Source organism: Janthinobacterium sp. 75 (assembly GCF_004365495.1).
Taxonomy (GTDB): domain Bacteria; phylum Pseudomonadota; class Gammaproteobacteria; order Burkholderiales; family Burkholderiaceae_D; genus Janthinobacterium.
The window spans coordinates 1838555-1861112 of sequence record NZ_SORD01000001.1 but is presented as its reverse complement, the minus strand read 5'-3'; the positions used below and the strand labels follow the sequence as shown (position 1 = coordinate 1861112).

The window sequence follows — 22558 nt, the reverse complement described above, 5'->3', positions numbered from 1 at the left end:
ATGCCCCTCACCATCAATAACAAGGAAACACGGGATGAACACGACCACCCGCAACGCCCTGGGCGCCAGCTGCGCGCTCGCTCTCGCCTGCTCGGCCCTGGCCGGCTGCGCCAAACCGACGCCAGCGGCCATACCGCAGACCCAAGCGACGCATCTGGACGATGGCAGTATCGCCGTCGACAAGATGTCGCCGCTGCGCCAGCGCCTGCAGATCGCGCCCGTACTGGAACAGGACATCGCCACGCAGACGGATGCGCCGGGCAGCATCGAAGCCATGCCGGAAAAAATGGTGAAAATCACGCCGCCATTGGCCGGCCGCATCACGCGGCTGCAACGCGCCCTGGGCGACAGCGTCAAGGCGGGCGACCCGCTGTTCACCCTGGACTCGGCGGAACTGAGCGCCGCCTACGCGGACGACAGCAAGGCGAAGTCCGCCCTGCTGCAGGCGCGCCAGGAACTGCAGCGCCAGAAGACCCTGTTCGAGGCGGAGATCACTGCACGCAAGGAGTACGAATCGGCCCAGGCGACCTACGACCAGGCCGCCAGCGACGCCCAGGCCAGCGCCGACAAGCTGGCCCAGTACGGTGCCGGCGCACGCGGTTCGCGCCGCGACTACGTCCTGCGTTCGCCCATTGCCGGCAGCGTGATCGCCATGGACGGTGCCCAGGGCGGCTACTGGAACGATATCAACGCCCCCGTCATGACGGTGGCCGACCTGTCCACCGTGTGGCTGTCGGCCAACGTGGCTGAAAGGGACCTGGCGCAGGTGGCCGTGGGCCAGACAGCCCGCATCACCGTCGATGCCTGGCCCGGCAAGGCTTTCGAAGGCAAGGTCGCGTATGTGGGCGCCGTGCTCGATCCCGAGACGCGCACGGTGAAAGTGCGCGTAGCCATCGATAACCGTGCCGCCACCTTCAAGCCGGGCATGTTCGCCCACGCGCTGTTTTCCGGCGCCAGCCGCCGCGCCATCCTGGTGCCAGCGTCCGCCGTGCTGCAAAGCGGGCCGTCGACGCGCGTGATGGTCGAACGCGGCCCGCTGCGCTTCTCGCCTCGCACGGTAGAAGTGGGCGCCAGCCATGGCGGGCAGGTGGAAATCCTCGCTGGCCTGAAGGCGGGCGAGCGCATCGTCGTCAAGGAAGGAGTGCTGCTCAATGATTGACCGTTTCATCGCCACCTGCTGCCAGCGGCGCGGCATCGTCTGGCTGGTACTGCTGTTCGTCGCCGCCTACGGCGTCTACTGCTGGAAGCAGCTGCCCATCGAAGCCTATCCCGACATCGCCGACGTCACCTCGCAAATCGTCACGCAGGTGCCGGGCCTGGGCGCCGAGGAAATCGAGCAACAGATCACGATACCGCTGGAGCGCGCCCTGATGGGCACACCGGGCATGCATGTGCTGCGCACGCGCAGCCTGTTCGCGCTGTCGCTGATCACGGTAGTGTTCGAGGATGGCAGCGATGGCTACTTCACGCGCGAACGGCTGCAGGAACGGCTCGCCAGCGTGAACCTGCCGTACGATGCCAAGCCAGGGCTCGATCCCTACACTTCACCCACGGGCGAGATCTACCGCTACACCCTGGAATCGAAAACGCGGTCCTTGCGCGAACTGTCCGAGCTGCAGTTCTGGAGCGTAATCCCGCGCCTGCAGCAGGTACGCGGCGTGGCGGACGTCAGCAATTTCGGTGGCCTGACGACACAGTTCATGCTGGAACTCGATCCTGCAAAACTGGACAGCTACGGCTTCTCGCTGGCGCAGGTCAAGGACGCCATCAACGCCAACAACATCAGCGGCGGCGGCAGCGTCATCGACCGCGGCCAGCAATCGTACGTCGTGCGCGGCGTGGGCTTGCTGCACTCGCTCGACGACATGGGCAATGTCGTCGTCAGCAGCAAGAACGGCGTACCCGTGCTGGTGAAAGACCTGGGCAAACTCGCCTACGGCAACGTGGAGCGGCGCGGCATCCTTGGCAAGGATGACAATCCCGACACCATCGAAGGCATCATCCTGCTGCTGAAGGACTTCAATCCGTCCGAGGCGCTGGCAGGCATCCATGCGGCGGTGGACGATTTGAATGACAATCTGCTGCCGAAGGACGTCAAGGTCGTGCCCTACCTGGACCGCAGCTCGCTGATCGACGCCACCCTGCACACGGTCAGCTATACCTTGGGCGAAGGCATGCTGCTGGTCGCGCTGGTGCTGCTGCTGTTCCTGGGCAGTCCGCGCGCGGCCGCCATCGTCGCGCTGACGATACCGCTGGCACTGCTGATCGCCTTCATCTTCATGCACCATTTTAAAATTCCCGCCAATTTGCTATCCCTGGGGGCGATCGACTTCGGCATCCTCGTCGATGGTTCCGTGGTGGTACTGGAGAACATGCTGCGCCGCCGCGAGCGCGAGCAGGATCGGCCCCTCACCCTGCAGGACGCCATCGAGGCGACCCTGCAGGTGGCGCGCCCCATCATGTTCGGCATGGCCGTCATCATCGCCGCCTACTTGCCCCTGTTCGCCTTCCAGCGCATCGAATACAAGCTGTTCTCGCCGATGGCGTATGCGGTGGGCGCGGCGCTGGTGGGCGCGCTGGTGGTGGCGCTGGTGCTGATTCCGGGCCTGGCCTGGCTGGCCTTGCGCAAGCCGCGCCGCACCTTCCATCACCGCCTGCTGGAACAGCTGGCGGCCGCCTATGGCCGCTTCCTCGAGCGCATGGTGGGCAAGAAGCGCTGGGTGGCGATGGTGTGCGCCGCCTCGCTGGCGGGCCTGGCCGTGCTGGGCGGAGGCATAGGGCGCGACTTCCTGCCGTATCTCGATGAGGGTTCCCTCTGGCTGCAGGTACAGATGCCGCCCGGGATTACCCTGGACAAGGCATCCGAGATGGCCAGTGAACTGCGCCGCGCCGCACTGGAGTTCCCGGAAGTGTCGACCATCGTCACGCAGACGGGGCGCAACGACGACGGCACCGATTACTGGACGCCGTCGCACATCGAGGCCAGCGTGGGCCTGCATCCGTACAAGAGCTGGAAATCGGGCCTGAGCAAGCAGCAGCTGATCGCAAAAATGAACGAGCGCTTCACCCGCATGCCAGGCGTCACGGTGGCCTTCATGCAGCCGATGATCGATGGCGTGCAGGATAAATTATCGGGCGCGCACAGCGACCTGACGGTGAAAATCTTCGGCAATGACCTCGATGAAGTGCGCGCCATCGCCGGCAAGGTGGCCAATGTCCTGAAGACTGTCCATGGCGCCTCCGACGTGGCGGTGGACGTGGAGCCGCCGCTGCCGAACCTGAAAGTGGAACTGAACAGGGCAAAGGCGGCCCGCTACGGCATCAACGCGGCCGACGTGGCCGACCTGATTTCCACCGGCATCGGCGGCGCGCCCATCGGCCAGGTCTACGTGGGCGAGAAAAGCTATGACATCGCCGTACGCTTCCCGCCCGCCGCGCGCTCAGACCCGGACGCCGTCGCCAAACTGATGCTCACCGCCGCCAATGGCGCCAGGATCCCGCTGGCACAGGTGGCAAGCATCAGCACCACCTCGGGCGAAAGCGTCATCGTGCGCGAAATGGGACGGCGCCACATCATCGTGCGCCTGAATGCCCGTGGGCGCGACCTGGCCGGCTTCCTGGCCGAAGCGCGTCCCCTGGTGGAGCAAGCCGTGGCCAACGAGCACCAGCGCATCAGCGTCGAATGGGGCGGCCAGTTCGAAAACCTGCAGCGCGCGCAAAGCCGATTGGCCCTGATCTTGCCGATGACCCTGGGCGCCATGTTCTTGCTGCTGTTTGGCCAGTTCCGCAACCTGCGCCAGCCCGCGCTGGTCTTGCTGGCCGTGCCGCTGGCCATGCTGGGCGGCCTTGCCGCGCTGCACCTGCGCGGCATGACCTTGAATGTGTCGAGCGCGGTGGGCTTCATCGCCCTGTTCGGCGTGGCGGTATTGAATGCCGTCCTGATGCTGGCGCAGATCAACCGATTGCGCACCGACGAAGGCCGCAGCCTGCGCGAGGCCGTGCTGGAAGGCGCGCGCGACCGCATGCGCCCTGTGTTGATGACGGCTACCGTGGCCGCCCTGGGCCTGACGCCCGCCATGCTGGCGACGGGCCTGGGCAGCGACGTGCAGCGCCCGCTGGCCACCGTGGTGGTGGGCGGGCTGGTGACGGCGACGGCACTGACCCTGCTGCTGTTGCCGTCCCTGTATTACCTGATCGAGGCGCACCTGCAAAAACGCCTGACAGACAAAGGAGTGAACCATGACACGTTTTAATGTACTGCTGGCGGCCTGGCTGATCGCGCCCGGCGCCATTGCCGCCCCCTTGAGCTTCGAGACCTATCTGGCCGCAGTGGAAAGCCACAGCCTGGAACTGCAGGCGCAGCAGACCAGCATCACCTCGGCCAAGGCGGGCATCGGCATCGCCGGCCTGCGTCCCGATCCCGAATTCACCCTGGGCGCCACGCGCGAAACCGTGCGCAGCGTCGAGCACCGCCCCATCACATGGAACCCGGCCATCAGCATGGCCATCGAGACGGGCGGCAAGCGCGCTGCGCGGTTGAAAGCGGCGCACAGCAATGTCGCGCTGGCCGAGGAGACGGTGGCTGGCTTCAGGAGCGAACTGTATGGCACCGCCGCCGCCGCGTTCACGGAAGCGTGCCGCACGCGCGAAGTCGCCGCGCGCAAGCAACAGACCATGGCGGCCCTGTCGACGGTGGTGGAAGCGAACGCCGTGCGGCGCAAGGCAGGCGACGTGGGCGGCATCGAGCTGCTGCAGTCGCGCGTGGAGCGCGACCAGTTCCAGGCCGAGCTGGCACAGGCGCGCAGCGAGGCGGACAGTGCCATGTTGGCCCTGTCGCCGCCGCTGGGGCGCCAGTTCGATGCGCTGTTTCCGGACGCGCAGCTGGCATGCGACTTCGCCGCGTATGAGAACAAGGATGCCAGCGTACTGGTGGCGCAGGCGCTCGACGCGCGCAGCGACGTGCGCATTGCCCGCGCCACCTTGGACAATCTGCGCGACGGCGCGGCGCTGGTGCGCGCCAACCGGTCCGTCGATCCCACCGTCACGCTGGGCCTTGCCGCCGCGCGCGGCTACCATGACGGCATCGATGGCAGCGGCAATCCCGTCGATGGGTCACCCCGCTCACGCGCATTGAGCCTGTCGCTGGCCATCCCCATTCCCCTGTCGCGGCGCGACAAGGGCGACGTGGTGCAGGCGGAGGCGGGCGTCACGCAAGCGATGCTGGCCTTGCGCCAGGCGGAACTGCAAGCGGAGACGCAAGTGCGCACGGCGCAGCGCCAGCTGCGTGCGGCGCAGGACAGGCTGGCGCGCTACCGTGACGGCGTACTGGTCGATGCGCAAAAGGTGGTGGACGGCATGCGCCTGTCCTACGTCAAAGGCAATGCGTCGCTGCTGGAATGGCTGGCGGCACAGCGTTCAGCCGATGACGCTTATCAGGGCTATGTAGAGGCGCGCGCCGATGCCGCCATCGCCAGCACGCAGCTGCAACTGGCGATCGGCCAGCGGCCGAGCTTATAGCGGGTAGAAGGTAGGACGAGGAGATGCCGGCGCGGCGATGCCGCACCGGTCATCAGGAACGGGGAATTACTGCGGCTGAGCTGGCGCGTCGGTAGCGTCATCGGCGTCGTCCGCTTCCGGCTCATCGCCCTCGCTGCCATCGGCCGGCTTGGGATTGTTCTTCGCTTCCAGCTTGCGCCTGGCTTTTTCCTCGGCTTTCTTCTTCTTTTCCAGCTCTTTTTGCCGTTTTTCGTATTGGAAATTTGTCTTGGCCATTTACTACCTCTTTAGTTTTTAGATGTTACAGATAAGCACATAAGGCACATTATGACGTAATTGGACCAAACACCAAATGTTTAGCCTCGCGGATGATGCTGCGCATGCAGCAGTTTCAGCCGTTCGCGGGCCACATGTGTGTAAATCTGCGTGGTGGAAATATCGGAGTGCCCCAGTAACAATTGCACAACACGCAAGTCCGCTCCATGGTTCAGCAAATGGGTGGCGAACGCGTGGCGCAGGGTGTGCGGCGACAGCGGTGCCGTGATGCCGGCGTTCAGCGCGTGTTTCTTGATGATGACCCAGAACATTTGCCGCGTCATGGCGCCCCCGCGCCGCGTGACGAACAGCGCATCGTCCATCTGGCCATCGAGGATGACGCCGCGCGCCTCCTTCAGGTAGCGCTCGATCCACAGCCGCGCCTGCTCACCGAAGGGCACCAGGCGCGTCTTGCTGCCCTTGCCCGTGATGCGCAGCACGCCATCGTTCAGGCTCAGCTCCACGGATTTCAAGTCCACCAGTTCCGACACGCGCAAGCCGCTCGCGTACATGAGCTCCAACATCGTGCGCTCGCGCAGGCCCAGCGGCGTGCTCACGTCCGGCGCCGCCAGCAGCGCTTCCACCTGCGCTTCGCTCAAGGTATGCACGAAGCGCGCGGGCTGCTTGGCCGAAACCATCTTCAGGCACGGGTCGGCTGCGATATGCTTCTGCCGCAAGGCCAGCTGGTAGAAGCGCTTGAGCACGGACAGGCGCCGGTTCGACGACGTGGCCTTGCTCTCCTCGTGGCGGGCGGCGAAATACGCTTCGATATCGGCCGTGGACACCTCATACAGGCCCTCGCGTCCGGGGCGCGCCACTTCCAGCCAGCGCGAAAACAGACGCATGTCGCGCCGGTAGGCATCCAGCGAGTTTTTCGACAGGCCGTCTTCCAGCCAGAGGCTGTCGCAGAATTCATCGATCAGGGTCGCGTTGTCCGGCGCCAGCAGGCTGTTCATCATGCGTAACCCTCGACGCCTTCATGTGCCAGCAGCCAGCGCTTTACGCCCAGATGAAAACCGCTGGCATCGTCATGGTGGGCAAAGCCGCCCAAGCCGCCGGCGGCCGTGATGCGGTGACACGGAATCACCACGGGATACCAGTTGGCGCCGCATGCCTGGCCCACGGCCCGCGGCGCGGAGCCGATCAGGCGCGCCACGTCGCCATACGTGCGCACCTGGCCGCGCGGGATGCCGGCGATCGCCGCCCATACGCCTTGCTGGTAGGCGCTGCCCAGCGCGGCCAGCGGCAAGTCAAAGACATGATCGGGATCGCGGAAGTAACGCGCCAGTTGCTGGCACGCCCGCTCGGAGACGGCATCCTGCGGCGCCTTCTCGTCGAAGTGCGGCGGCAGGTAGACCAGTTCGCGCAACTGGCCGTCCTGCGCACGCACACCCATGGCGCCAAACGGGGCGGCCACGATGGCACTGAACAGCTCACTGCCCTGTTGTTTTTTCATCTGCTGATCATTATTCAAGTGTGGCATATATACAACCCGCCGGCGCTGGGTACAGCGCCACGGGAATTATGCACCGACTTTGGGCGTGCCGGCGGACGTTTCCCGCGCACGAAAAAAAAGCGCACCAGTCGGTGCGCTTCAAATATTGCTTCACGTTCCCGGTCGTTTGGGTCCGCCGGTGCCGGCTTGTTGCGGCAGACAGCGATGACTCAACAACTTCTGTGAAACGTGTGTCTCCTCAATATATCCCCGGTATCAATACCGTTTTTATAGACCACTCCCCCACCAACCTTGTTGCCAATTCTGTATTTCAGCCTTGCTACCAGGGCGTATATGCATATACGTGTTTCCCCTTAAGGCTGCCCATCATAGCGCATTTATTCGGCAGGATCGACTTTTTTTGCACCATGACGGGGACAACTGTTTTAGTTGTAAATTAAATTTGGCAGCCACAGCGAGATTTGTGGTACGTAGGTAATCAAGCCCAGGAAGGCGAGCATCGTCAGCAGCCACGGCATCACGGCCACGGTCAGCTCCGAAATGCCCATCTTGGTGATGCCGGACGCCACGTACAGGTTCAGTCCCACGGGCGGATGGCACATGCCTACCTCCATATTGACCACGATCAAGATGCCGAAGTGCACAGGGTCGATGCCCAGCTTCATGGCGACCGGGAACAGAATCGGCGCCATGATCAGCACGATCGACGACGGTTCCATGACGTTACCAGCCAACAACAGCAGCACGTTGACGACCAGCAGGAAGCTGATCACGCCCAGGCCTTTGCCCGTGATCCACTCGGCCATCGCTTGCGGGATGTTTTCGCTGGTCATCAGGAACGAGAACAGCACGGCATTGGTGATGATGTACAACAACATCGCCGACATGGCGGCCGAGTCGAGCAAGACCTTGCCCACTTGCTTGATCTTCAAGTCCTTGTAGACGAAGACGGCAATGATGAAAGCGTACACGGCAGCCATGGCGGCCGCTTCCGTGGGCGTAAACGCGCCCGAGTAGATGCCGCCCATGACGATGACGATCAGGAGCAGGCCCCAGGCGCTCTTCTTGAAGGTCACGAAGCGTTCCGTCCAGCTGGCTTTTTTCATGCGCGGATAGTTGTTCTTGCGCGCCAAAAACCAGGTGGTCAAGCCCAGCAGCATCGCCAGCATCATGCCGGGAATCACGCCCGCCATGAACAGCTTGCCCACGGAGGTGTTGGTGCTGACGGAATACATCACCATCACGATCGACGGAGGAATCAGGATGCCCAGCGCGCCCGAGGTGGTGATGACGCCGGCACCGAAGCCCCGTGGATAGCCCTGCTTGACCATGGCCGGCAGGATGATGGAACCAATCGCCACGACGGTGGCGGGGCTGGAGCCGGAGACGGCGGCAAACAGCGCGCACGCCATCACGCCAGCCAGCGCCAGGCCGCCATGCCAGTGGCCCACCATGGAGCTGGCGAAGTTGATCATGCGCCGCGCCACCCCGCCATGCGTGAGGAAATTACCCGCCAGGATGAAGAAGGGGATGGCCATGATCTCGAATTTCTCGATACCCGTGAAAATCTTCAGGGCCACCGATTCGATGGGCACGCTGGTCATGGTAAACAGGAACGTGAGCACCGTCAGGCCCAGCGAAATGGAAATCGGCATGCCGGTCAGCATCAGCGCCAGCAGCAACACAAAAATGATCAGCGCGTTCATGCCTTGGCTCCTTTTTCTTCAGCCGTCAATTCTTCTTCCAGGCCTTCGACATGCGAATGGTCGTGTTTGGGCAAGGCGCCCGTCTTGATGAAATGCACCATGACTTGCAGGAAACGGAAGCACATCAGGTAGGAACCGAGCGGCACGGCCAGGTAGACCAGCCACATCGGCACTTCCATGTCGGCCGAAGTCTGGTCCGTGTGGCCAATCGACCACACGAAGCTGGCGCCCAGGGTCCCGACGATGCCCGTAAACAGGGCGCCGGCGCCCAGGCCGAAGACGATGAAACGGTCGCGCCAGCGGGGGTTCATGCGGTTGATCAAGACGTCGACGCCCACGTGGATGCCCGTGCGCACGCCATACGCGGCGCCGAACTTGGCCATCCAGACGAACATGTAGATGCACAGTTCCTGGGCCCAGCTGGTATTGATTTGTATCAGGAAGTCCTGCACGACCGGTATCGGCAAGCCTGCCAGGTAGCGGTGCACGACCGCGACGAAAATGATGAAGGTGGCGGCGCCCATCAGGGACGCGATCAGCCACTCTTCCAGGTGATCCAGAAATTTCATGGTGGACTTTCAAAGAATGCGGGTACGCAGGCACCCGCGCAGGACGCGCAGGTGCCGGTGATACGGAACGACAGGGGATGCCCTGCCAGCCGCGCCAAGAGGCGCAGCAAACGCTTACTTCGCGCTTTCCTTGTTGATGGCCGAGATCAGATCCTTGCCAATGCGCCCTTCCATGGCCTTCTGCACGGGCGCCAGCGCCTTGCGCCATTCGGCCTGTTCCTGCACCGTCAGGGTATAGATCTGCGTCTTGCCCGCTTTCTTGATGGCGTCGAGGGCCTGGTCATTGTCGCGCTGGGCGATGGCTTTTTCAAACGTGGTCGCTTCGCGCATGGCTTTTTCCAGCTGGCCACGGATATCGGGCGGCAAGCCATCCCAGAATTTCTTGTTGACGATGACGGCATAGCCCAGGTAACCATGGTTCGATACGGTCACGTGCTTTTGCACTTCATGCATCTTTTGCGTGTACATATTCGATGGCGGATTTTCCGTGCCGTCGACCACGCCCGTCTGCAGCGCCTGATACACTTCCGAGAAGGCCAGCACTTGCGGATTGGCGCCCAGCGCGCGCATTTGCGCGTCGAGTACCTTGGACGACTGGATGCGCATTTTCAGGCCCTTGAAGTCGGCCGGGTTGTGCAGCGGCTTGTTGGCTGACATCACCTTGAAGCCATTGTCCCAGTAGGCCAGGCCCGTGATACCCTTGGGTTCCAGTTTTTTCAGCAGGCTCTTGCCGATTTCGCCTTCGGTGACGTTGTACAGCGCCGTCTTGGTGGGGAAAATGTAGGGCAGGTCGAACGCTTCGAATTCCTTCACGCCCAGCGGGCCGAACTTGGCCAGCGATGGCGCCAGCATTTGCACGGCGCCCAGCTGCAGCGCTTCGAGTTCTTCCTTGTCCTTGTACAGCTGGCTGTTCGGGTACAGTTCGACCTTGACCTTGCCATTCGTGGCTTTTTCAGCCAGTTGCTTGAAGCGCTCGGCGGCCTGGCCTTTTGGCGTATCGGTCGCCACGACGTGGCTGAACTTGATGACGATGGGGGCTTGCGCGTAGGCGTGTACGCCGGCAGTGGCGCCGATGGCTGCGCACAGCGCGACGAACAGGGTTTTCATTTGTGGCAGTTGCATTTTTGTCTCCTGAGTGGTTTTTTAAAAAACTTTATTATTTGTCTACTTGGATATTGTGCCAAAGAAACAGCCCCGGCTATTGTGGTTAACCACAATAGCCGGCTCCCGATAAGCCGCTACCCTGCCAGCCATGCCGACTCCCCCCACCCTTGCGCGCCGCTTCAAGCTATCGAGCCCGATGCGCTGGCTGCTGCCCGTCATCCTGCTGCTGCTGTTCCTGTCCATCCTGTTCTGGCTACCCTGGCAGGCGCGCCAGATGGAAAGCAACGAGCGCCAGGAGCAATTGATCGCCGATACCCTGTGGGTGGAGCAAACCATCCGCTTCCAGCTGGCGCGCAACGAGGAAAGCCTGTTCAACCTGGGCGTGGATATCGCCAGCGCCTCGCTGGGCGCGGAAAAAGTGCACGAACGGCTGCAGCAGATGCTGCGCAATGGCCGCGAATTGCAGCGTGTGCTGTGGCTCGACACCAGCGGCAAGGTACTGGCCACCAGCGACAACAGCCTGCCGCATGCCCTGGCGTTTTCCCCGGCCTCGCTGACGGCAGCCGACAATGCGCGCCGCCTGCACCGGGGCCAATATGCCCAGCCTTCGCAGCAAAGCGGTTTTCCCGACGCGCCGCCAGGCGCCATGCTGATGGATTACCACCAGCCCCTGTTCGATGGCCAGCGCTATGTGGGCAGCCTGGTGGCAACCTACCAGATCAGCAGCCTGCTCGATGAAATGGTGCCGTGGTGGTTCGCCCAGGATAACCAGATTTCGCTGATCGACCGCGACGACAAGGTGCTGGCGCGGCGCGCCGCCGCCGGTCCCGGTCACGGCGTGTACACGCACAAGCGCGCGCTCGACGTGCCCGGTGCCACCATCATCCTGTTTACAGACAGCGTGAAAAGCCAGCCCAAGCTGCTGCCCAATTTACTGGTCGGCTCCGTCATCGCCCTGTCGCTGGGTTTGCTGTGGAGCTTGCTTGCCCTGTGGCGGCATATTTCGCGCCGCCTGGTGGCCGAAGGGGCGCTGCGCCAGCAGATGCTGTTCCGCACGGCGATGGAAAACTCGCTGGTGACTGGCATGCGCGCGCGCGATCTGGAAGGCCGCGTCACGTATGTGAATCCAGCGTTCTGCCAGATCGTCGGTTATCCGGCCGAGGAAATCCTGGGCCGCCTGCCGCCCATGCCCTACTGGGTGCCGGAAGCACTGGAGGAATACCAGCAGCGCTTCGTCAAGGCGCTGGCCGGCAATCCCACGCCGCAGTTCGAAACCTATTTTCAGCGCCCGGACGGCACGCGCGTACCCGTGCTGATCTTCGAAGCGCCGCTGGTGGACAAGAACGGCCAGCAGACAGGCTGGATGGGCTCCGTGCTCGACATCTCGGACCGCAAGCGGGTCGAGGAACTCAATCGCCAGCAGCAGGAAAAGCTGCAAACGAGTTCGCGCCTGGCGACCATGGGCGAACTGGCTTCGATGCTGGCGCATGAACTGAACCAACCGCTGGCGGCCATCTCCAGCTACACCACGGGCGCGCTGAACCTGATCCGCCGCGCGATCGAGCATGGCGCGCCCGTCGATCCGAACACCCTGAAGCCGGCGCTGGAGCAGGCCGGCGCACAAGCGCAGCGGGCCGGCCAGATCATCCGCAGCGTGCATGATTTCGTGCGCAAGAGCGAACCGCAGCGCCAGGATATCGCCATCCGCACGCTGATCGACGGCATCCGCGCGCTGATCGACCTGCAGGCGCGCAAATACTATGTCACCATCCAGGAAGAAATCCCTGCCGACCTGCCGCTGCTGCGCGCCGATCCCGTGATGATCGAGCAAGTGCTGCTGAACCTGACGCGCAACGCCATCGAGGCCATGCAGGATGCGGCGCCCGGACGGCGTATCATGCGCCTGCGGGCCAGCCACGATGCGCAGCAAGGCATGGTGACGGTGGACGTAATCGACCATGGCCACGGCATCCCGCAGGACGTGGCCGAGCGGTTATTCTCACCGTTTTTCTCGACCAAGTCCGAAGGCATGGGCATGGGCCTGAACATCTGCCGCACCGCCATCGAATTTCACGGCGGCGCGCTGACCTTCAGCGCCAACCCCGCTGGCGGTACTATCTTTACATTCAGCGTGCCGGCTGCGCCGCGCGCGCCGCACTAAGCGACAACAACGACAAGCCGGAGACACCATGCTACATATCATTGACGACGAAGAGGTCGTACGCGACTCCCTGTCCTGGCTGGCCGCCTCGCGCAGCATCGACGCGCGCATCTACGCCAGCGCCCAGCAATTCCTCGATAGCCTTGACGGCAGCTTCGACGCCGCCGGCGACTGCGTGCTACTCGACGTGCGCATGCCCGACATGAACGGCATCGCCCTGTTCGACCAGCTGGTCAAGCGCGACCTGACGGCACGCCTGCCCGTGATTTTCCTCACCGGGCACGGCGACGTGCCGATGGCCGTCGACAGCCTGAAACGGGGCGCCTTCGATTTCTTTGAAAAACCGTTCAACGACAACGACCTGATGGACCGCGTGCAGCAGGGCCTGGCCAACTCGCGCCAGGCAGGCGAGATGGCCGCCGTGCACGCACGCCTGGCCACACTGTCGACGCGCGAACGCGAAGTGCTGGACCTGATTTTGGCGGGCAAGATGAACAAGGTGGTGGCCGACAAGCTGGGCATCAGCATGCGTACCGTGGAAGTCCACCGCGCGCATATCTTCGACAAGATGCAGGTCAAGACGGCGGTGGAGCTGGCGGGATTGTTGAAGTAATGCAGCAATGTTGGATTACGCGGCGCTTGCGCGCCGCTAATCCAACCTACATTGCAATGTAGGTCGGGTAGGTCGGGTTAGCGCAACGCGCGTAAGCCGACACCACCACCATCACCACCACCACCACCACCACCATCACTCATCATGATGCTCATGGTGCTCTTCCACCCCATGCTTCCAGTAGCTGGCCACATGCAGATGCTGCTTCGGCACGCCGGCGTCGATGAAATGCCCGCGCAAGCCCTGCACCTGCGCATGCTCGCACGCCACCCACACATAACCGTCGCCATCCTGCGGCAAGGCGACTTGCGCCAACGCTTGCAGTAGCAGCGGCCCCTTGCGGCCATTGCGCGCCACCCAGCGCACGTCCAGCTGCGCCGCGCAATCGAGCGCGATCTGTTCGCCGTCTTCGACGATTTCGATCACGGCAATCGCCCGCGCCGTGGCCGGCAGCTGATCCAGGCGGCGGGCGATGGCCGGCAGGGCCGTCTGGTCTCCCACCAGCACATACCAGTCGAAGTCGAACGGTACCAGCATCGAGCCGCGCGGGCCGCCCACGCCCAGGGTCTGGCCGGGCGCGGCTTGCGCCGCCCACAGCGATGCAGGCCCGTCGCCATGCAGCACGAAGTCGATTTCCAGCTCACGCCGTTCGGCGTCGTAGCGGCGCGGCGTGTAGTTGCGGGCGATGGGACGCGCGCCTTGCGCGTACTGGATCGGGTTAACGCCGTTGCCCAGCACGGGAAGCACGGGGGTAGCCTCGCCCGGAGCGGGGAAGAACAGTTTCACGTGATCATCGTGCGCGGGCGAGACAAATCCTTCCAGGTCGCCGCCGGCCAGGGTGATGCGGCGCATGTGCGGCGTCAGCTGCTCGGTGCGCACGACGGTCAATACGCGCAGTTTCAAGTCGTGGCGCACGCGCTCGATGGCATGCGGGCGTGGTGTTGCAGGTGATGCGGTAGTCATTACTTATCCTTGTAAAGTAGGCTCAGTGGCCGTCGACGATGGCGTTCGCCGCCTGTTCCAGCACGGCGGAAACGCGCTCGGCTTCCGCTTCGCTCCAGTTGGACTTGTTCAGCAACAGCGCATGCTTGAGGGTGTGCATGGCCTGGTGCACGCGCTCGGGCAAGGCGTTTTTCGCCTGGACGCGGGCAAACATGTCGAGGCGGGCCAGGATGCCATCCACCTGGGCGCGGTTCTCGTCGAGATAGGCGCGTCCCAGCTCCGTGATCGTGTAGAGCTTCTTGCCGCTGGCGCTTTCGCCCGACGTGACATAGTCCTGCTCTTCCAGCAGGGTCAAGGTCGGATACACGGCGCCGGGGCTTGGGGCGTAGGCGCCGCCGCAACGCTCTTCGATGGCCTTGATGATTTCATAGCCGTGGCGGGGACTGATTTCGATCAGCGCCAGTACGATCAGCGGCAGGTCGCCGCGGCCGAAAACGCGCTCGGCCCGTTCGCCGCGTCCGCCCCGGCCACCGGGGCCGCCATGCCCCATGCCGTCGCCGCGCTCGTCGAAGCCGCGCGGGCCGCGACCGTGCATGAAGTGCTCATGGCGATGTTCGTGGCGATGTTCGCCGGAATGGTGATGCTGGCCGCCATGGGCGTGATGATGGTGATGGCCGCCGTGGCCCTGTTCTGCGTGGTGTGAGTTTCTCATGTTTTCTCTTTAAAGATATATCGTTAGTAGGTATCTCTATTTTATAACGATATATCGATAAGTCAAGGAGGAATTTGTTATGCTCGTCTTCTCCCAATCCACATGCCCATGCCATGCCCGACAAAACCATCGCTGAAAAAATGTTTGTGAAAAATGCCAAGACCCTGGACGTGCTCAATGACGGTGGCGAGCATGCGGCCTTGCTGGCGCAGCTGCCGGCGGAGCGACGGGTGAATGAAGGAGAGCGGGCCGACTGGCTATTGCTGTTCGCGCGCAGCCGCGCGGAACTGGAGCAGCATCTGCCGGTGGCGCAGGCGCGCCTGGCGCCCGGCGGCGCGCTGTGGGTAGCATACCGCAAGGGCGGCGTGAAGGCAGGCAGCGACATCCACCGCGACGATCTGCGCGCTTTTGCGCAAACGGTGGGACTCGACAGCGTGGCGATGGTCGCCATCGATAGTGAGTGGTCGGCGCTGCGCCTGAAACAGGTTTAAGCGCAGTTATAAACGCGGGTCAAGCGATGCCGTGCAGCGCCAGCGCCCATTCGACGTGCTCGCGCACGATGGCCGACGGGTGCTCGCGGCGCGACAGCAGGGCCGCGACGATATCGGCCTGGCCCCGGGCCTTGGCGGCCGCGTTGCCCATGCCGACGGCCAGGTTGCGCAGCCAGCGTTCGTGGCCAATGCGGCGAATCGCGCTGCCTTCCATGCGCCGGTTGAATTCCTCTTCCGTCCAGGCGAACAGTTCCACCATGCCCGCGCTGCCCAGGCTGTGGCGCTCGTCGAAATCGGGCACCACGGCGCGCTGGGCGAACTTGTTCCACGGGCAGACGGTCTGGCAATCGTCGCAGCCGTACACCTTGTTGCCGATCAAAGGCCGCATCTCGACGGGAATGGCGCCCTTCAACTCGATCGTCAGGTAGGAAATGCAGCGGCGCGCGTCGAGCTGGTACGGCCCCAGGATGGCTTGCGTCGGGCACACCGTGATGCACGCCGAGCACTGGCCGCAACGCGGCGTTTCAGGCGGGTCCACGGGCAGCGGCACGTCGACGAGGATCTCGCCAAGGAAAAAGAAGGAACCGCCCTGGCGGTTGATCAGCAAGGTGTGCTTGCCGCGCCAGCCCAAGCCTCCCTTTTGCGCCAGTTCGACTTCCATCACGGGCGCCGAATCGCTGAAGACGCGGTAACCGAAGTCGCCGATCTCGCCCTTGATGCGCTCGGCCAGCTGCTGCAGGCGCGAACGCATGACCTTGTGATAGTCGCGGCCCCGCGCATACACGGAAATCACGGCTGCCGCAGGATCGGCGTCGCGCGCCGCCTCGTGCTCACGCCAGTCGGGCCCCAGCGCCGGCGGCAGATAATTCATGCGCGCGCTGATGGCGCGCACCGTGCCCGGCACCAGTTCTGCAGGGCGCGCACGCTTCATGCCGTGGCTGGCCATGTAGTCCATTTCGCCGTGGTACCCTGCATCGATCCAGGCCTGCAAGGGCGCTTCCATGTGCGACAGATCCACGTCGGCGATGCGCACCTCGGCAAAACCCAGCTCGCGCCCCCACTCTTTAATGGTGCGCGCCAGGACGGCGAGATCGGTGACGGTGGCGGACATAGGGGACTTTACGGAAAACGGCAGGCGCGCGGGCGGTTACAATGACAGCAGCCTCCATTTTATGCGATACCGAAGATAATGACCGAACACTTCAAAGCCCACCTCCACGACGAAGCCGGCACCGCCGCGCTGGGCGCCGCGCTGGCGCGCGCGCTGGCGCCCGGACTGGCGATCTACCTGCACGGCGACCTGGGTGCCGGCAAGACGGCGCTCACGCGCGCCCTGCTGCACGCTGCCGGCCATGCGGGCCACGTCAAAAGCCCCACCTATACGCTGTCCGAACCCTACACGGTGCAGCTCGATGGCCAGCCCATTAACGTCATCCACTTCGACCTGTACCGCATGGGCAGTGCCGAGGAATTTCTCGACGCGGGATTTCGCGAAGACTTCGACGGCCGCAACATCTGCATCGTCGAATGGCCGGAGAAAGCCGAACCGGTGTTGCCGCCGGCTGACCTGAATGTTTATTTGAGCGTTGCGGGTACAGGACGTGATGTAGAATTGCAAGCGTCTTCTGAATTGGGTCTGTCATGCCTTCACCGTCTCAAATTCGCCCCGAACCTTTGATCTCCTCGCCCATCACCCGGCGCACGGTACTCAAGGCCGGCGGCACCCTGCTGTTGTCCGTGTTCGCGCCCATGTCGGCGATGGCGGCGCAAATTCTCGCCGTACGCGTCTGGCCGGCCGAGGACTACACGCGCGTCACCCTGGAAAACGACAGCATCCTGAAGGCGACCCACTTCATCGTCAAGGACCCGGAACGGCTGGTGGTCGACATCGAAGGACTGGAACTCAATCCCACCTTGAAAGGCCTGGTGGCGAAGATTCAGTCGAACGATCCGTACATCAAGCAGGTGCGCGTGGGCCAGAACCGGCCCAACGTCGTGCGCCTGGTGTTCGACCTGAAGGAAGAAGTCACGCCGCAGCTGTTTACCCTGCCGCCGGCCGGCTCCTACAATCACCGCCTGATCTTCGACCTGTATCCCGTGCGCGAGCCGGACCTGATCGCCCAGATGATCGAAAAGGGCGACTGGTCGAGCGACCCTGCCAAACCGCCAATGGCCGGCACGCATACGCCGCCCCCCGCGCTGCCCCTGCCCGACAGCGGCAAGCCGCCCGTGGCCGCAGTGGTGCCACCGGTCGCGCCCATCGTGCCTCCCGTAGCCGATATTCGCCCCGAACAGCGCCCCGAGGCACGCCCATTGCCCGGCCAGAAAGTGGTGCGCATGATTACCATCGCGCTCGACCCAGGCCATGGTGGAGAAGACCCGGGCGCCATGGGTAGCAGGGGCAGCCGCGAAAAAGACGTGGTGCTGGCCATTGCCAAGCGCCTGAAAACCAAGCTGGAGCTGCAGCCGAACATGCGCGTCATGCTCACGCGCGACGCCGATTTCTTTGTCCCGCTGGGCATGCGCGTGGAAAAGGCACGCAAGGTACAGGCCGACCTGTTCGTCTCGATCCACGCCGATGCGTTCATCCAGCCGACGGCGCGCGGCTCGTCCGTCTTCGTACTGTCCGAAAAGGGCGCCACCTCGACTGCCGCGCGCTGGCTGGCCAACAAGGAAAACCAGGCCGATCTGATCGGCGGCGTGAACGTGAAGAACCACGACAAGCAGCTGGCCAGCGTGCTGCTCGACCTGTCGACGACGGCGCAGATCAATGACAGCATGAAGCTGGGCAAGGCCGTGCTGCGCGAAATCGGCGGCATCAACCGCCTGCACAAGGGCTCCGTCGAACAGGCCGGCTTCGCCGTGCTGAAGGCACCCGACATCCCCTCCATCCTGATCGAGACGGCTTTCATCTCGAATCCGGAAGAAGAAGCCAAGCTGACCGACAATGGCTACCAGGACCAGATGGCCGACGCCATCGTCACGGGCATCAAGAATTACTTTGCCAAGAATCCGCCGCTGGCGAAAAGCCGTTTGACCTGACATGGACACCCGCATGAGCAAGAGTACTTTTGGCCAGTTGCCGGCCGTGACCATCCGCGCCGCCGATGGCGCGCAGGCCACCGTCACCCTGTATGGCGGCCACCTGGTCTCGTGGCAGACCAGCGATCGCCAGGAGCGCCTGTTCTGCAGCCGCGCATCCAGCCTTGATGGCAGCCGCGCCATCCGTGGCGGCGTACCCGTGATCTTTCCCCAGTTCGGCGCGCGCGGCACGGGCATGCGCCACGGCTTTGCCCGCGTGGCGACCTGGCAGCTCGCGTCCAGCGGCGAAACCGATGGCGCCGCCCATGCGGAATTTATCTTGCAGCACACGGACCTGCCGGACGCAATCGGCGCCACCTGGCCCTGCGCCTTCACCCTGCGCCTGCGCGTGGCGGTACAAGGCCAATCGCTGGAACTGAATCTGTCCGTGCACAACACGGGCGAGCAGGCGTTCCCGTTCTCGGCCGCCCTGCACAGCTATTTTGCGATTGATCAATTGAGCGAGGCGCGCGTTGGCGGCTTGCAGCGCGTGCGCTATTCGGACGAGACGCCGCAAGATGCCTTGCAGGCGGAAGAGTGGCTGCAATTCGCCGACAAGCTGGACCGCATCTACTACCAGCTGCCGGGCGCCTTGACCCTGCAGTCTGGCAGCCACACGCTGCGCCTGGAGCAGCAGGGCTTCACGGATGCCGTCGTGTGGAACCCCGGCGCGCAAGACGCAGCCGCCCTGCCCGACCTGGCCGACGACGAATACCCGCGCTTCATCTGCATCGAGCCGGCACTGATCCAGCCCGATACGCTGGCTGCCGGCGCCGAGTGGACCGGCCGCCAGCGCCTCGCATTTATTTAATTCGATTCCTTGATGATGCGGCCATTGCCCGCTTGGATGGGCCGCGCATTCAAGGGATACAAGCGGCTGAACAGCGCCATTTGCGCCGGCGAGGCCTGTACCGGCTGCTTCATCACCAGCCACAGCACGCCTTCGCTGCAAGGCGGCTCCGTCATCGATCCCATGTAGGTGTAGTAATCGCGCCGCGTCGGCAGCATCTCGGCCGGGTCGAGCAGGATGGTCGGCTGCATGGTCTCGAACTTTTCCAGCGGCAGGTTGTTCCACACCGTCTGGATGGTCGCTTGCGCAGCGCCGCGTTCCAGCAGCAGGGCCAGCACAGCTTGCCGGCCTTCGGCGTCGCGGTGCACCAGGTGCACCACCATTTCAAACGCCTTGCCATTGATGCGCTCTTCGGAAGGGCGATGGAAATGGAACTGCTGCAGCTCGAACATGCGGTTCTGCACCGTGATGTAATTGCCGCCGCTCACGCCCACCTGCACCGTGTGGCCATTGTCGACCACATTGAACGACGACGGGTGGTAGTCAAAGCTGATACGTTCGAGTTCCACTTTCATGCCATCGCGAATATCGATCGGCGACTGGCGGTTGCCATTGCCACACTTGGCCCAGTCGACATTGATCTTGCTCCAGTTGGCCGGGCCGCTGTCGCCCTCGTACGACCAGTGCGTGCCGCGCGGCACGGGTGGCGGTGGTGGCGGCGCGGCCTTCACCACGGCGGCGCGCCTGGCGCGGGCGGCGGCGCGGGCCGCCTGGGTGGCGCGCATTTCCGCCAGGCGCGCCGCGATGCGCTCGGACAGGTCGACTTCGGCCGCTTCCTCCTTCTCGCGCACGGTGGGCGCGACGACGACAGGCGATTTGGCCTCCTTGCCCTTCACCGATTCGGTCAGGGTTTTCATGGCAGCCGCGCGCGCCGATGCCGACATGGGCGCGGATGCGGCGGCGGTCGCCGGCGCGGGGGCATCTTTGGCGCTTGCCATGGACGCCATGGCGGCAAGGCTGCAAGCTAACAGGGCGCTCAAATGTCGCATGGAAATCCAGAAAGTGAGAATACCCTCTGGTTTACGGCTGGAAAGCAGCAAAACTTGAATCAGCGTGGGAGTAAAACAAAAACAACGAAGAGAAAAACGGGATCCGGGGCCTGCTGCGGGCTGTGCCGCAACGCGCTTGCCCCGGATCCATGCGGCCTTAGGCCGACTTGCCGACCATGCGCTTGTAGAGTTTCCACATGCCACCCAGTACCACTGGCACGACGGCGGCGCCAACACCGATCAGCACGATCAAGGTCAGATGGTCGCGTATCCACGGGATATTGCCGAAGAAGTAACCCGCCGTTACCAGGCCGACCACCCACAACAGGGCGCCCGTCACGTTGTACATCTGGAAGCGCGCATGCGTCATGTCGGAAATGCCGGCGACGAAAGGGGCGAAGGTGCGTACCACCGGCACGAAACGGGCCAGGATGATGGTCTTGCCGCCATGCTTTTCAAAGAATTCATGCGTGCGGCGCATGGCATCCTTGTTGATCCAGCGGTAATCGTGGGTAAACACCCTTTGCCCGATGGCCTCGCCTATCCAGTAATTGAGCGTGTTCCCCGTGACGGCGGCCGTCACCAGCAAGGCAATCAGCAAGCCCAGGTGCATCTGTCCCGTCGCGCAAAACGCGCCGGCGATAAACAATAAGGTATCCCCAGGGAAGAAGAACAGCACCACGAGGCCTGTCTCACAAAAAATAATGGCAAACAGCACTGCATACACGAGGGTACCGTACTGCTCGATCAAGAGACCCAGCGTCTTGTCGACATGTACGATCATGTCGAGGAATTGCACAAAATCCATATATTTTTCCCTAAAGGTAGCGGCGGAATCATACACCACCCGGCCAGCGCAACGGCAGTCCCCGGGCCGATATTTCAGGATTAATTATGTGCTGCCCTTGCGCGTGTGGCAATTTAAGTAAAGGTTAAGGAAATACCCTCGCCAACTTGCGCAGGCCAGCCTTCCTTCCCGCAGGCCATGTTCGGCCCGTACAATGTTTTTTCAGCGAAATATTGCCATTCCGGTATACACTTTCTGACCGGTGCAATCCGCGCCGACCAGGAGAGAATATGTATCTGCATCCACTGAGCAGCCTGACCATGGCCACCGTGCTGGGCCTTGTCCAACTGTCCGCCCACGCGGCACCTGTCCAGATCAAGGCGCCCGCCGAGCTGCCCGCCAAGGCGACGCTCGCCGACGTGATCAAGGCCTCCAAACCGTCCGACTGGCGTCCGCTGGACCCGGACAACACCCTGTACATGGACATTCCCGCCGGTCGCGTGGTGATCGAGCTGGCGCCCGACTTCGCGCCGAAGCACGTGGCCAATATCAAGGGCCTGGTAGCCGAACAGTATTACGACGGTCTGGCCATCACGCGGGCGCAGGACAACTGGGTGGCGCAGTGGGGCGATCCGAACGAGAAAAATCCCAAGCCCATTTTGCATGCCCAGCGCACCCTGCCCGGCGAATTCACCGTGCCCTTGAAAAACGTCAAGAGCTTCACGCGCTTGCCGGACCTTGACGGCTATGCGCCGCAGGTGGGCCATTCGAACGGCTTCCCGTCCGCGCGCGATCCGAAAACCGGCACGGCCTGGCTCGCGCATTGCTACGCCACCGTGGGCGTGGGCCGCGACAGCGCCAGCGACAGCGGCGGTGGCACGGAACTGTACGCCGTCATCGGCCAGTCGCCGCGCCACCTGGACCGCGACATCACTGTCGTCGGCCGGGTGGTCTCCGGCATGCCATTGCTGTCGACCCTGCCGCGGGGCGCTGGCCCCATGGGCTTTTATGACAGCCCCGAGAAAAACGTGCCGATCAAGACCATCCGCCTGGCCGCCAGCGTACCGCCAGAGCAGCGCGCAAACCTGGAAGTGATGCGCACCGACAGCGCCGCCTACCAGGCCGTGCTGGAAGCCCAGCGCCACCGAGGCGGCCCCTGGAGCAAGGTCACGGCCGGCCACGTCGACCTGTGCAACGCGCCGATACCGGTGCGGGAGGTGGCGAAGTAGGCCAACTTTTAGCCCAAGAACAAGGGCTGGGGTCAGACCCGACGGGTCTGACCCCGG

Annotated in this window: 21 protein-coding genes; 10 read left to right on the top strand and 11 right to left on the bottom strand. The window is 63.5% G+C overall.

The window, feature by feature from the left end:
* The first annotated feature begins 34 nt into the window (after positions 1-34).
* Genes C8C89_RS08495 through C8C89_RS08485 form a run of 3 tightly spaced genes read left to right on the top strand, consistent with a single transcriptional unit; the run spans position 35 to position 5517 of the window.
* Positions 35-1159: an efflux RND transporter periplasmic adaptor subunit gene (locus C8C89_RS08495; protein WP_133989353.1), complete on the top strand. Its 1125-nt coding sequence runs from the start codon at positions 35-37 to the stop codon at positions 1157-1159.
* Positions 1152-4253 carry a CusA/CzcA family heavy metal efflux RND transporter gene (locus C8C89_RS08490; protein WP_133989351.1) on the top strand — a complete coding sequence of 1034 codons (3102 nt, stop codon included), beginning with the start codon at positions 1152-1154 and terminating at the stop codon, positions 4251-4253. The genes C8C89_RS08495 and C8C89_RS08490 overlap by 8 nt, the downstream gene beginning before the upstream one ends.
* Complete coding sequence (locus tag C8C89_RS08485; RefSeq protein ID WP_133989349.1) at positions 4240-5517, top strand: TolC family protein; 1278 nt, start codon at positions 4240-4242, stop codon at positions 5515-5517. The genes C8C89_RS08490 and C8C89_RS08485 overlap by 14 nt, the downstream gene beginning before the upstream one ends.
* Before the next feature lie 66 nt (positions 5518-5583).
* Here C8C89_RS08485 and C8C89_RS08480 read toward each other — a convergent pair whose 3' ends face one another.
* From C8C89_RS08480 to C8C89_RS08455, 6 genes are all read right to left on the bottom strand, one after another.
* Positions 5584-5772 carry a hypothetical protein gene (locus tag C8C89_RS08480; RefSeq protein WP_101482699.1) on the bottom strand — a complete coding sequence of 63 codons (189 nt, stop codon included), beginning with the start codon at positions 5770-5772 and terminating at the stop codon, positions 5584-5586.
* Positions 5773-5852: 80 nt separating this feature from the next.
* Complete coding sequence (gene xerD, locus C8C89_RS08475) at positions 5853-6770, bottom strand: site-specific tyrosine recombinase XerD (protein WP_180338532.1); 918 nt, start codon at positions 6768-6770, stop codon at positions 5853-5855.
* Positions 6767-7267, bottom strand: a complete 501-nt coding sequence (locus C8C89_RS08470; protein WP_133989347.1) for a methylated-DNA--[protein]-cysteine S-methyltransferase — start codon at positions 7265-7267, stop codon at positions 6767-6769. Before C8C89_RS08470 ends, xerD begins: the two co-directional genes overlap by 4 nt.
* Before the next feature lie 425 nt (positions 7268-7692).
* Positions 7693-8973, bottom strand: coding sequence for a TRAP transporter large permease subunit (locus tag C8C89_RS08465; RefSeq protein WP_101482701.1), 1281 nt, complete (start codon positions 8971-8973; stop codon positions 7693-7695).
* Entirely contained in the window at positions 8970-9542 is a 573-nt protein-coding gene (locus tag C8C89_RS08460; protein ID WP_071075592.1) for a TRAP transporter small permease, read from the bottom strand. Before C8C89_RS08460 ends, C8C89_RS08465 begins: the two co-directional genes overlap by 4 nt.
* Positions 9543-9656: 114 nt before the next feature.
* Positions 9657-10649: a TRAP transporter substrate-binding protein gene (locus C8C89_RS08455; RefSeq protein WP_101484717.1), complete on the bottom strand. Its 993-nt coding sequence runs from the start codon at positions 10647-10649 to the stop codon at positions 9657-9659.
* A 145-nt stretch (positions 10650-10794) separates the two neighbouring features.
* Between C8C89_RS08455 and C8C89_RS08450 the strand changes: the two genes are divergently transcribed.
* Both C8C89_RS08450 and C8C89_RS08445 read left to right on the top strand, forming a co-directional pair.
* A complete protein-coding gene (locus C8C89_RS08450; protein WP_243857940.1) occupies positions 10795-12807 on the top strand; it encodes a PAS domain S-box protein in 2013 nt (670 codons plus the stop codon).
* Between the two features lie 28 nt (positions 12808-12835).
* The gene (locus C8C89_RS08445) at positions 12836-13420 is read left to right on the top strand and encodes a response regulator (RefSeq protein WP_101482703.1); all 585 of its coding nucleotides are present in this window, start codon (positions 12836-12838) and stop codon (positions 13418-13420) included.
* A 135-nt stretch (positions 13421-13555) separates the two neighbouring features.
* Here C8C89_RS08445 and C8C89_RS08440 read toward each other — a convergent pair whose 3' ends face one another.
* Together C8C89_RS08440 and C8C89_RS08435 are read right to left on the bottom strand one after the other, a co-directional pair.
* Positions 13556-14383 carry a siderophore-interacting protein gene (locus C8C89_RS08440; RefSeq protein WP_133989345.1) on the bottom strand — a complete coding sequence of 276 codons (828 nt, stop codon included), beginning with the start codon at positions 14381-14383 and terminating at the stop codon, positions 13556-13558.
* A gap of 22 nt (positions 14384-14405) precedes the next feature.
* Positions 14406-14957 (bottom strand): PadR family transcriptional regulator, encoded by a 552-nt coding sequence (locus C8C89_RS08435; protein WP_133989343.1) that lies wholly within the window; start codon positions 14955-14957, stop codon positions 14406-14408.
* A 230-nt stretch (positions 14958-15187) separates the two neighbouring features.
* On the opposite strand from C8C89_RS08435, the gene C8C89_RS08430 reads away from it, so the two are divergent.
* Complete coding sequence (locus C8C89_RS08430; protein WP_133989341.1) at positions 15188-15565, top strand: DUF3052 family protein; 378 nt, start codon at positions 15188-15190, stop codon at positions 15563-15565.
* A 19-nt stretch (positions 15566-15584) separates the two neighbouring features.
* On the opposite strand, the gene queG is transcribed toward C8C89_RS08430, so the two are convergent.
* Positions 15585-16676: a tRNA epoxyqueuosine(34) reductase QueG gene (queG, locus tag C8C89_RS08425; RefSeq protein WP_133989339.1), complete on the bottom strand. Its 1092-nt coding sequence runs from the start codon at positions 16674-16676 to the stop codon at positions 15585-15587.
* A gap of 78 nt (positions 16677-16754) precedes the next feature.
* On the opposite strand from queG, the gene tsaE reads away from it, so the two are divergent.
* The 3 genes from tsaE to C8C89_RS08410 are packed head-to-tail and all read left to right on the top strand — an operon-like array spanning position 16755 to position 19457.
* The gene (gene tsaE / locus C8C89_RS08420) at positions 16755-17243 is read left to right on the top strand and encodes a tRNA (adenosine(37)-N6)-threonylcarbamoyltransferase complex ATPase subunit type 1 TsaE (protein ID WP_133989337.1); all 489 of its coding nucleotides are present in this window, start codon (positions 16755-16757) and stop codon (positions 17241-17243) included.
* The gene (locus C8C89_RS08415) at positions 17207-18607 is read left to right on the top strand and encodes an N-acetylmuramoyl-L-alanine amidase (protein WP_101482709.1); all 1401 of its coding nucleotides are present in this window, start codon (positions 17207-17209) and stop codon (positions 18605-18607) included. Before tsaE ends, C8C89_RS08415 begins: the two co-directional genes overlap by 37 nt.
* A gap of 13 nt (positions 18608-18620) precedes the next feature.
* Positions 18621-19457 carry a D-hexose-6-phosphate mutarotase gene (locus C8C89_RS08410; RefSeq protein WP_243857939.1) on the top strand — a complete coding sequence of 279 codons (837 nt, stop codon included), beginning with the start codon at positions 18621-18623 and terminating at the stop codon, positions 19455-19457.
* On the opposite strand, the gene C8C89_RS08405 is transcribed toward C8C89_RS08410, so the two are convergent.
* Complete coding sequence (locus C8C89_RS08405; protein ID WP_166674691.1) at positions 19454-20485, bottom strand: carbonic anhydrase family protein; 1032 nt, start codon at positions 20483-20485, stop codon at positions 19454-19456. The genes C8C89_RS08410 and C8C89_RS08405 overlap by 4 nt on opposite strands.
* Positions 20486-20642: 157 nt before the next feature.
* Positions 20643-21293 (bottom strand): VTT domain-containing protein, encoded by a 651-nt coding sequence (locus C8C89_RS08400; RefSeq protein ID WP_071075583.1) that lies wholly within the window; start codon positions 21291-21293, stop codon positions 20643-20645.
* A 269-nt stretch (positions 21294-21562) separates the two neighbouring features.
* On the opposite strand from C8C89_RS08400, the gene C8C89_RS08395 reads away from it, so the two are divergent.
* A complete protein-coding gene (locus C8C89_RS08395; RefSeq protein WP_101482711.1) occupies positions 21563-22501 on the top strand; it encodes a peptidylprolyl isomerase in 939 nt (312 codons plus the stop codon).
* Positions 22502-22558: the final 57 nt, after the last annotated feature.

Coding starts and splice junctions, on each gene's coding strand:
- C8C89_RS08465 (WP_101482701.1), bottom strand. CDS start 8,973: ATGAACGCGCTGATCATTTTTGTGTTGCTGCTGGCGCTGATGCTGACC.
- C8C89_RS08430 (WP_133989341.1), top strand. CDS start 15,188: ATGCCCGACAAAACCATCGCTGAAAAAATGTTTGTGAAAAATGCCAAG.
- C8C89_RS08395 (WP_101482711.1), top strand. CDS start 21,563: ATGTATCTGCATCCACTGAGCAGCCTGACCATGGCCACCGTGCTGGGC.
- C8C89_RS08450 (WP_243857940.1), top strand. CDS start 10,795: ATGCCGACTCCCCCCACCCTTGCGCGCCGCTTCAAGCTATCGAGCCCG.
- C8C89_RS08485 (WP_133989349.1), top strand. CDS start 4,240: ATGACACGTTTTAATGTACTGCTGGCGGCCTGGCTGATCGCGCCCGGC.
- tsaE (WP_133989337.1), top strand. CDS start 16,755: ATGACCGAACACTTCAAAGCCCACCTCCACGACGAAGCCGGCACCGCC.
- C8C89_RS08405 (WP_166674691.1), bottom strand. CDS start 20,485: ATGCGACATTTGAGCGCCCTGTTAGCTTGCAGCCTTGCCGCCATGGCG.
- C8C89_RS08410 (WP_243857939.1), top strand. CDS start 18,621: ATGAGCAAGAGTACTTTTGGCCAGTTGCCGGCCGTGACCATCCGCGCC.
- queG (WP_133989339.1), bottom strand. CDS start 16,676: ATGTCCGCCACCGTCACCGATCTCGCCGTCCTGGCGCGCACCATTAAA.
- C8C89_RS08445 (WP_101482703.1), top strand. CDS start 12,836: ATGCTACATATCATTGACGACGAAGAGGTCGTACGCGACTCCCTGTCC.
- C8C89_RS08490 (WP_133989351.1), top strand. CDS start 1,152: ATGATTGACCGTTTCATCGCCACCTGCTGCCAGCGGCGCGGCATCGTC.
- C8C89_RS08435 (WP_133989343.1), bottom strand. CDS start 14,957: ATGCACGGTCGCGGCCCGCGCGGCTTCGACGAGCGCGGCGACGGCATG.
- C8C89_RS08495 (WP_133989353.1), top strand. CDS start 35: ATGAACACGACCACCCGCAACGCCCTGGGCGCCAGCTGCGCGCTCGCT.
- C8C89_RS08470 (WP_133989347.1), bottom strand. CDS start 7,267: ATGAAAAAACAACAGGGCAGTGAGCTGTTCAGTGCCATCGTGGCCGCC.
- C8C89_RS08480 (WP_101482699.1), bottom strand. CDS start 5,772: ATGGCCAAGACAAATTTCCAATACGAAAAACGGCAAAAAGAGCTGGAA.
- C8C89_RS08400 (WP_071075583.1), bottom strand. CDS start 21,293: ATGGATTTTGTGCAATTCCTCGACATGATCGTACATGTCGACAAGACG.
- xerD (WP_180338532.1), bottom strand. CDS start 6,770: ATGATGAACAGCCTGCTGGCGCCGGACAACGCGACCCTGATCGATGAA.
- C8C89_RS08415 (WP_101482709.1), top strand. CDS start 17,207: ATGCCTTCACCGTCTCAAATTCGCCCCGAACCTTTGATCTCCTCGCCC.
- C8C89_RS08455 (WP_101484717.1), bottom strand. CDS start 10,649: ATGAAAACCCTGTTCGTCGCGCTGTGCGCAGCCATCGGCGCCACTGCC.
- C8C89_RS08460 (WP_071075592.1), bottom strand. CDS start 9,542: ATGAAATTTCTGGATCACCTGGAAGAGTGGCTGATCGCGTCCCTGATG.
- C8C89_RS08440 (WP_133989345.1), bottom strand. CDS start 14,383: ATGACTACCGCATCACCTGCAACACCACGCCCGCATGCCATCGAGCGC.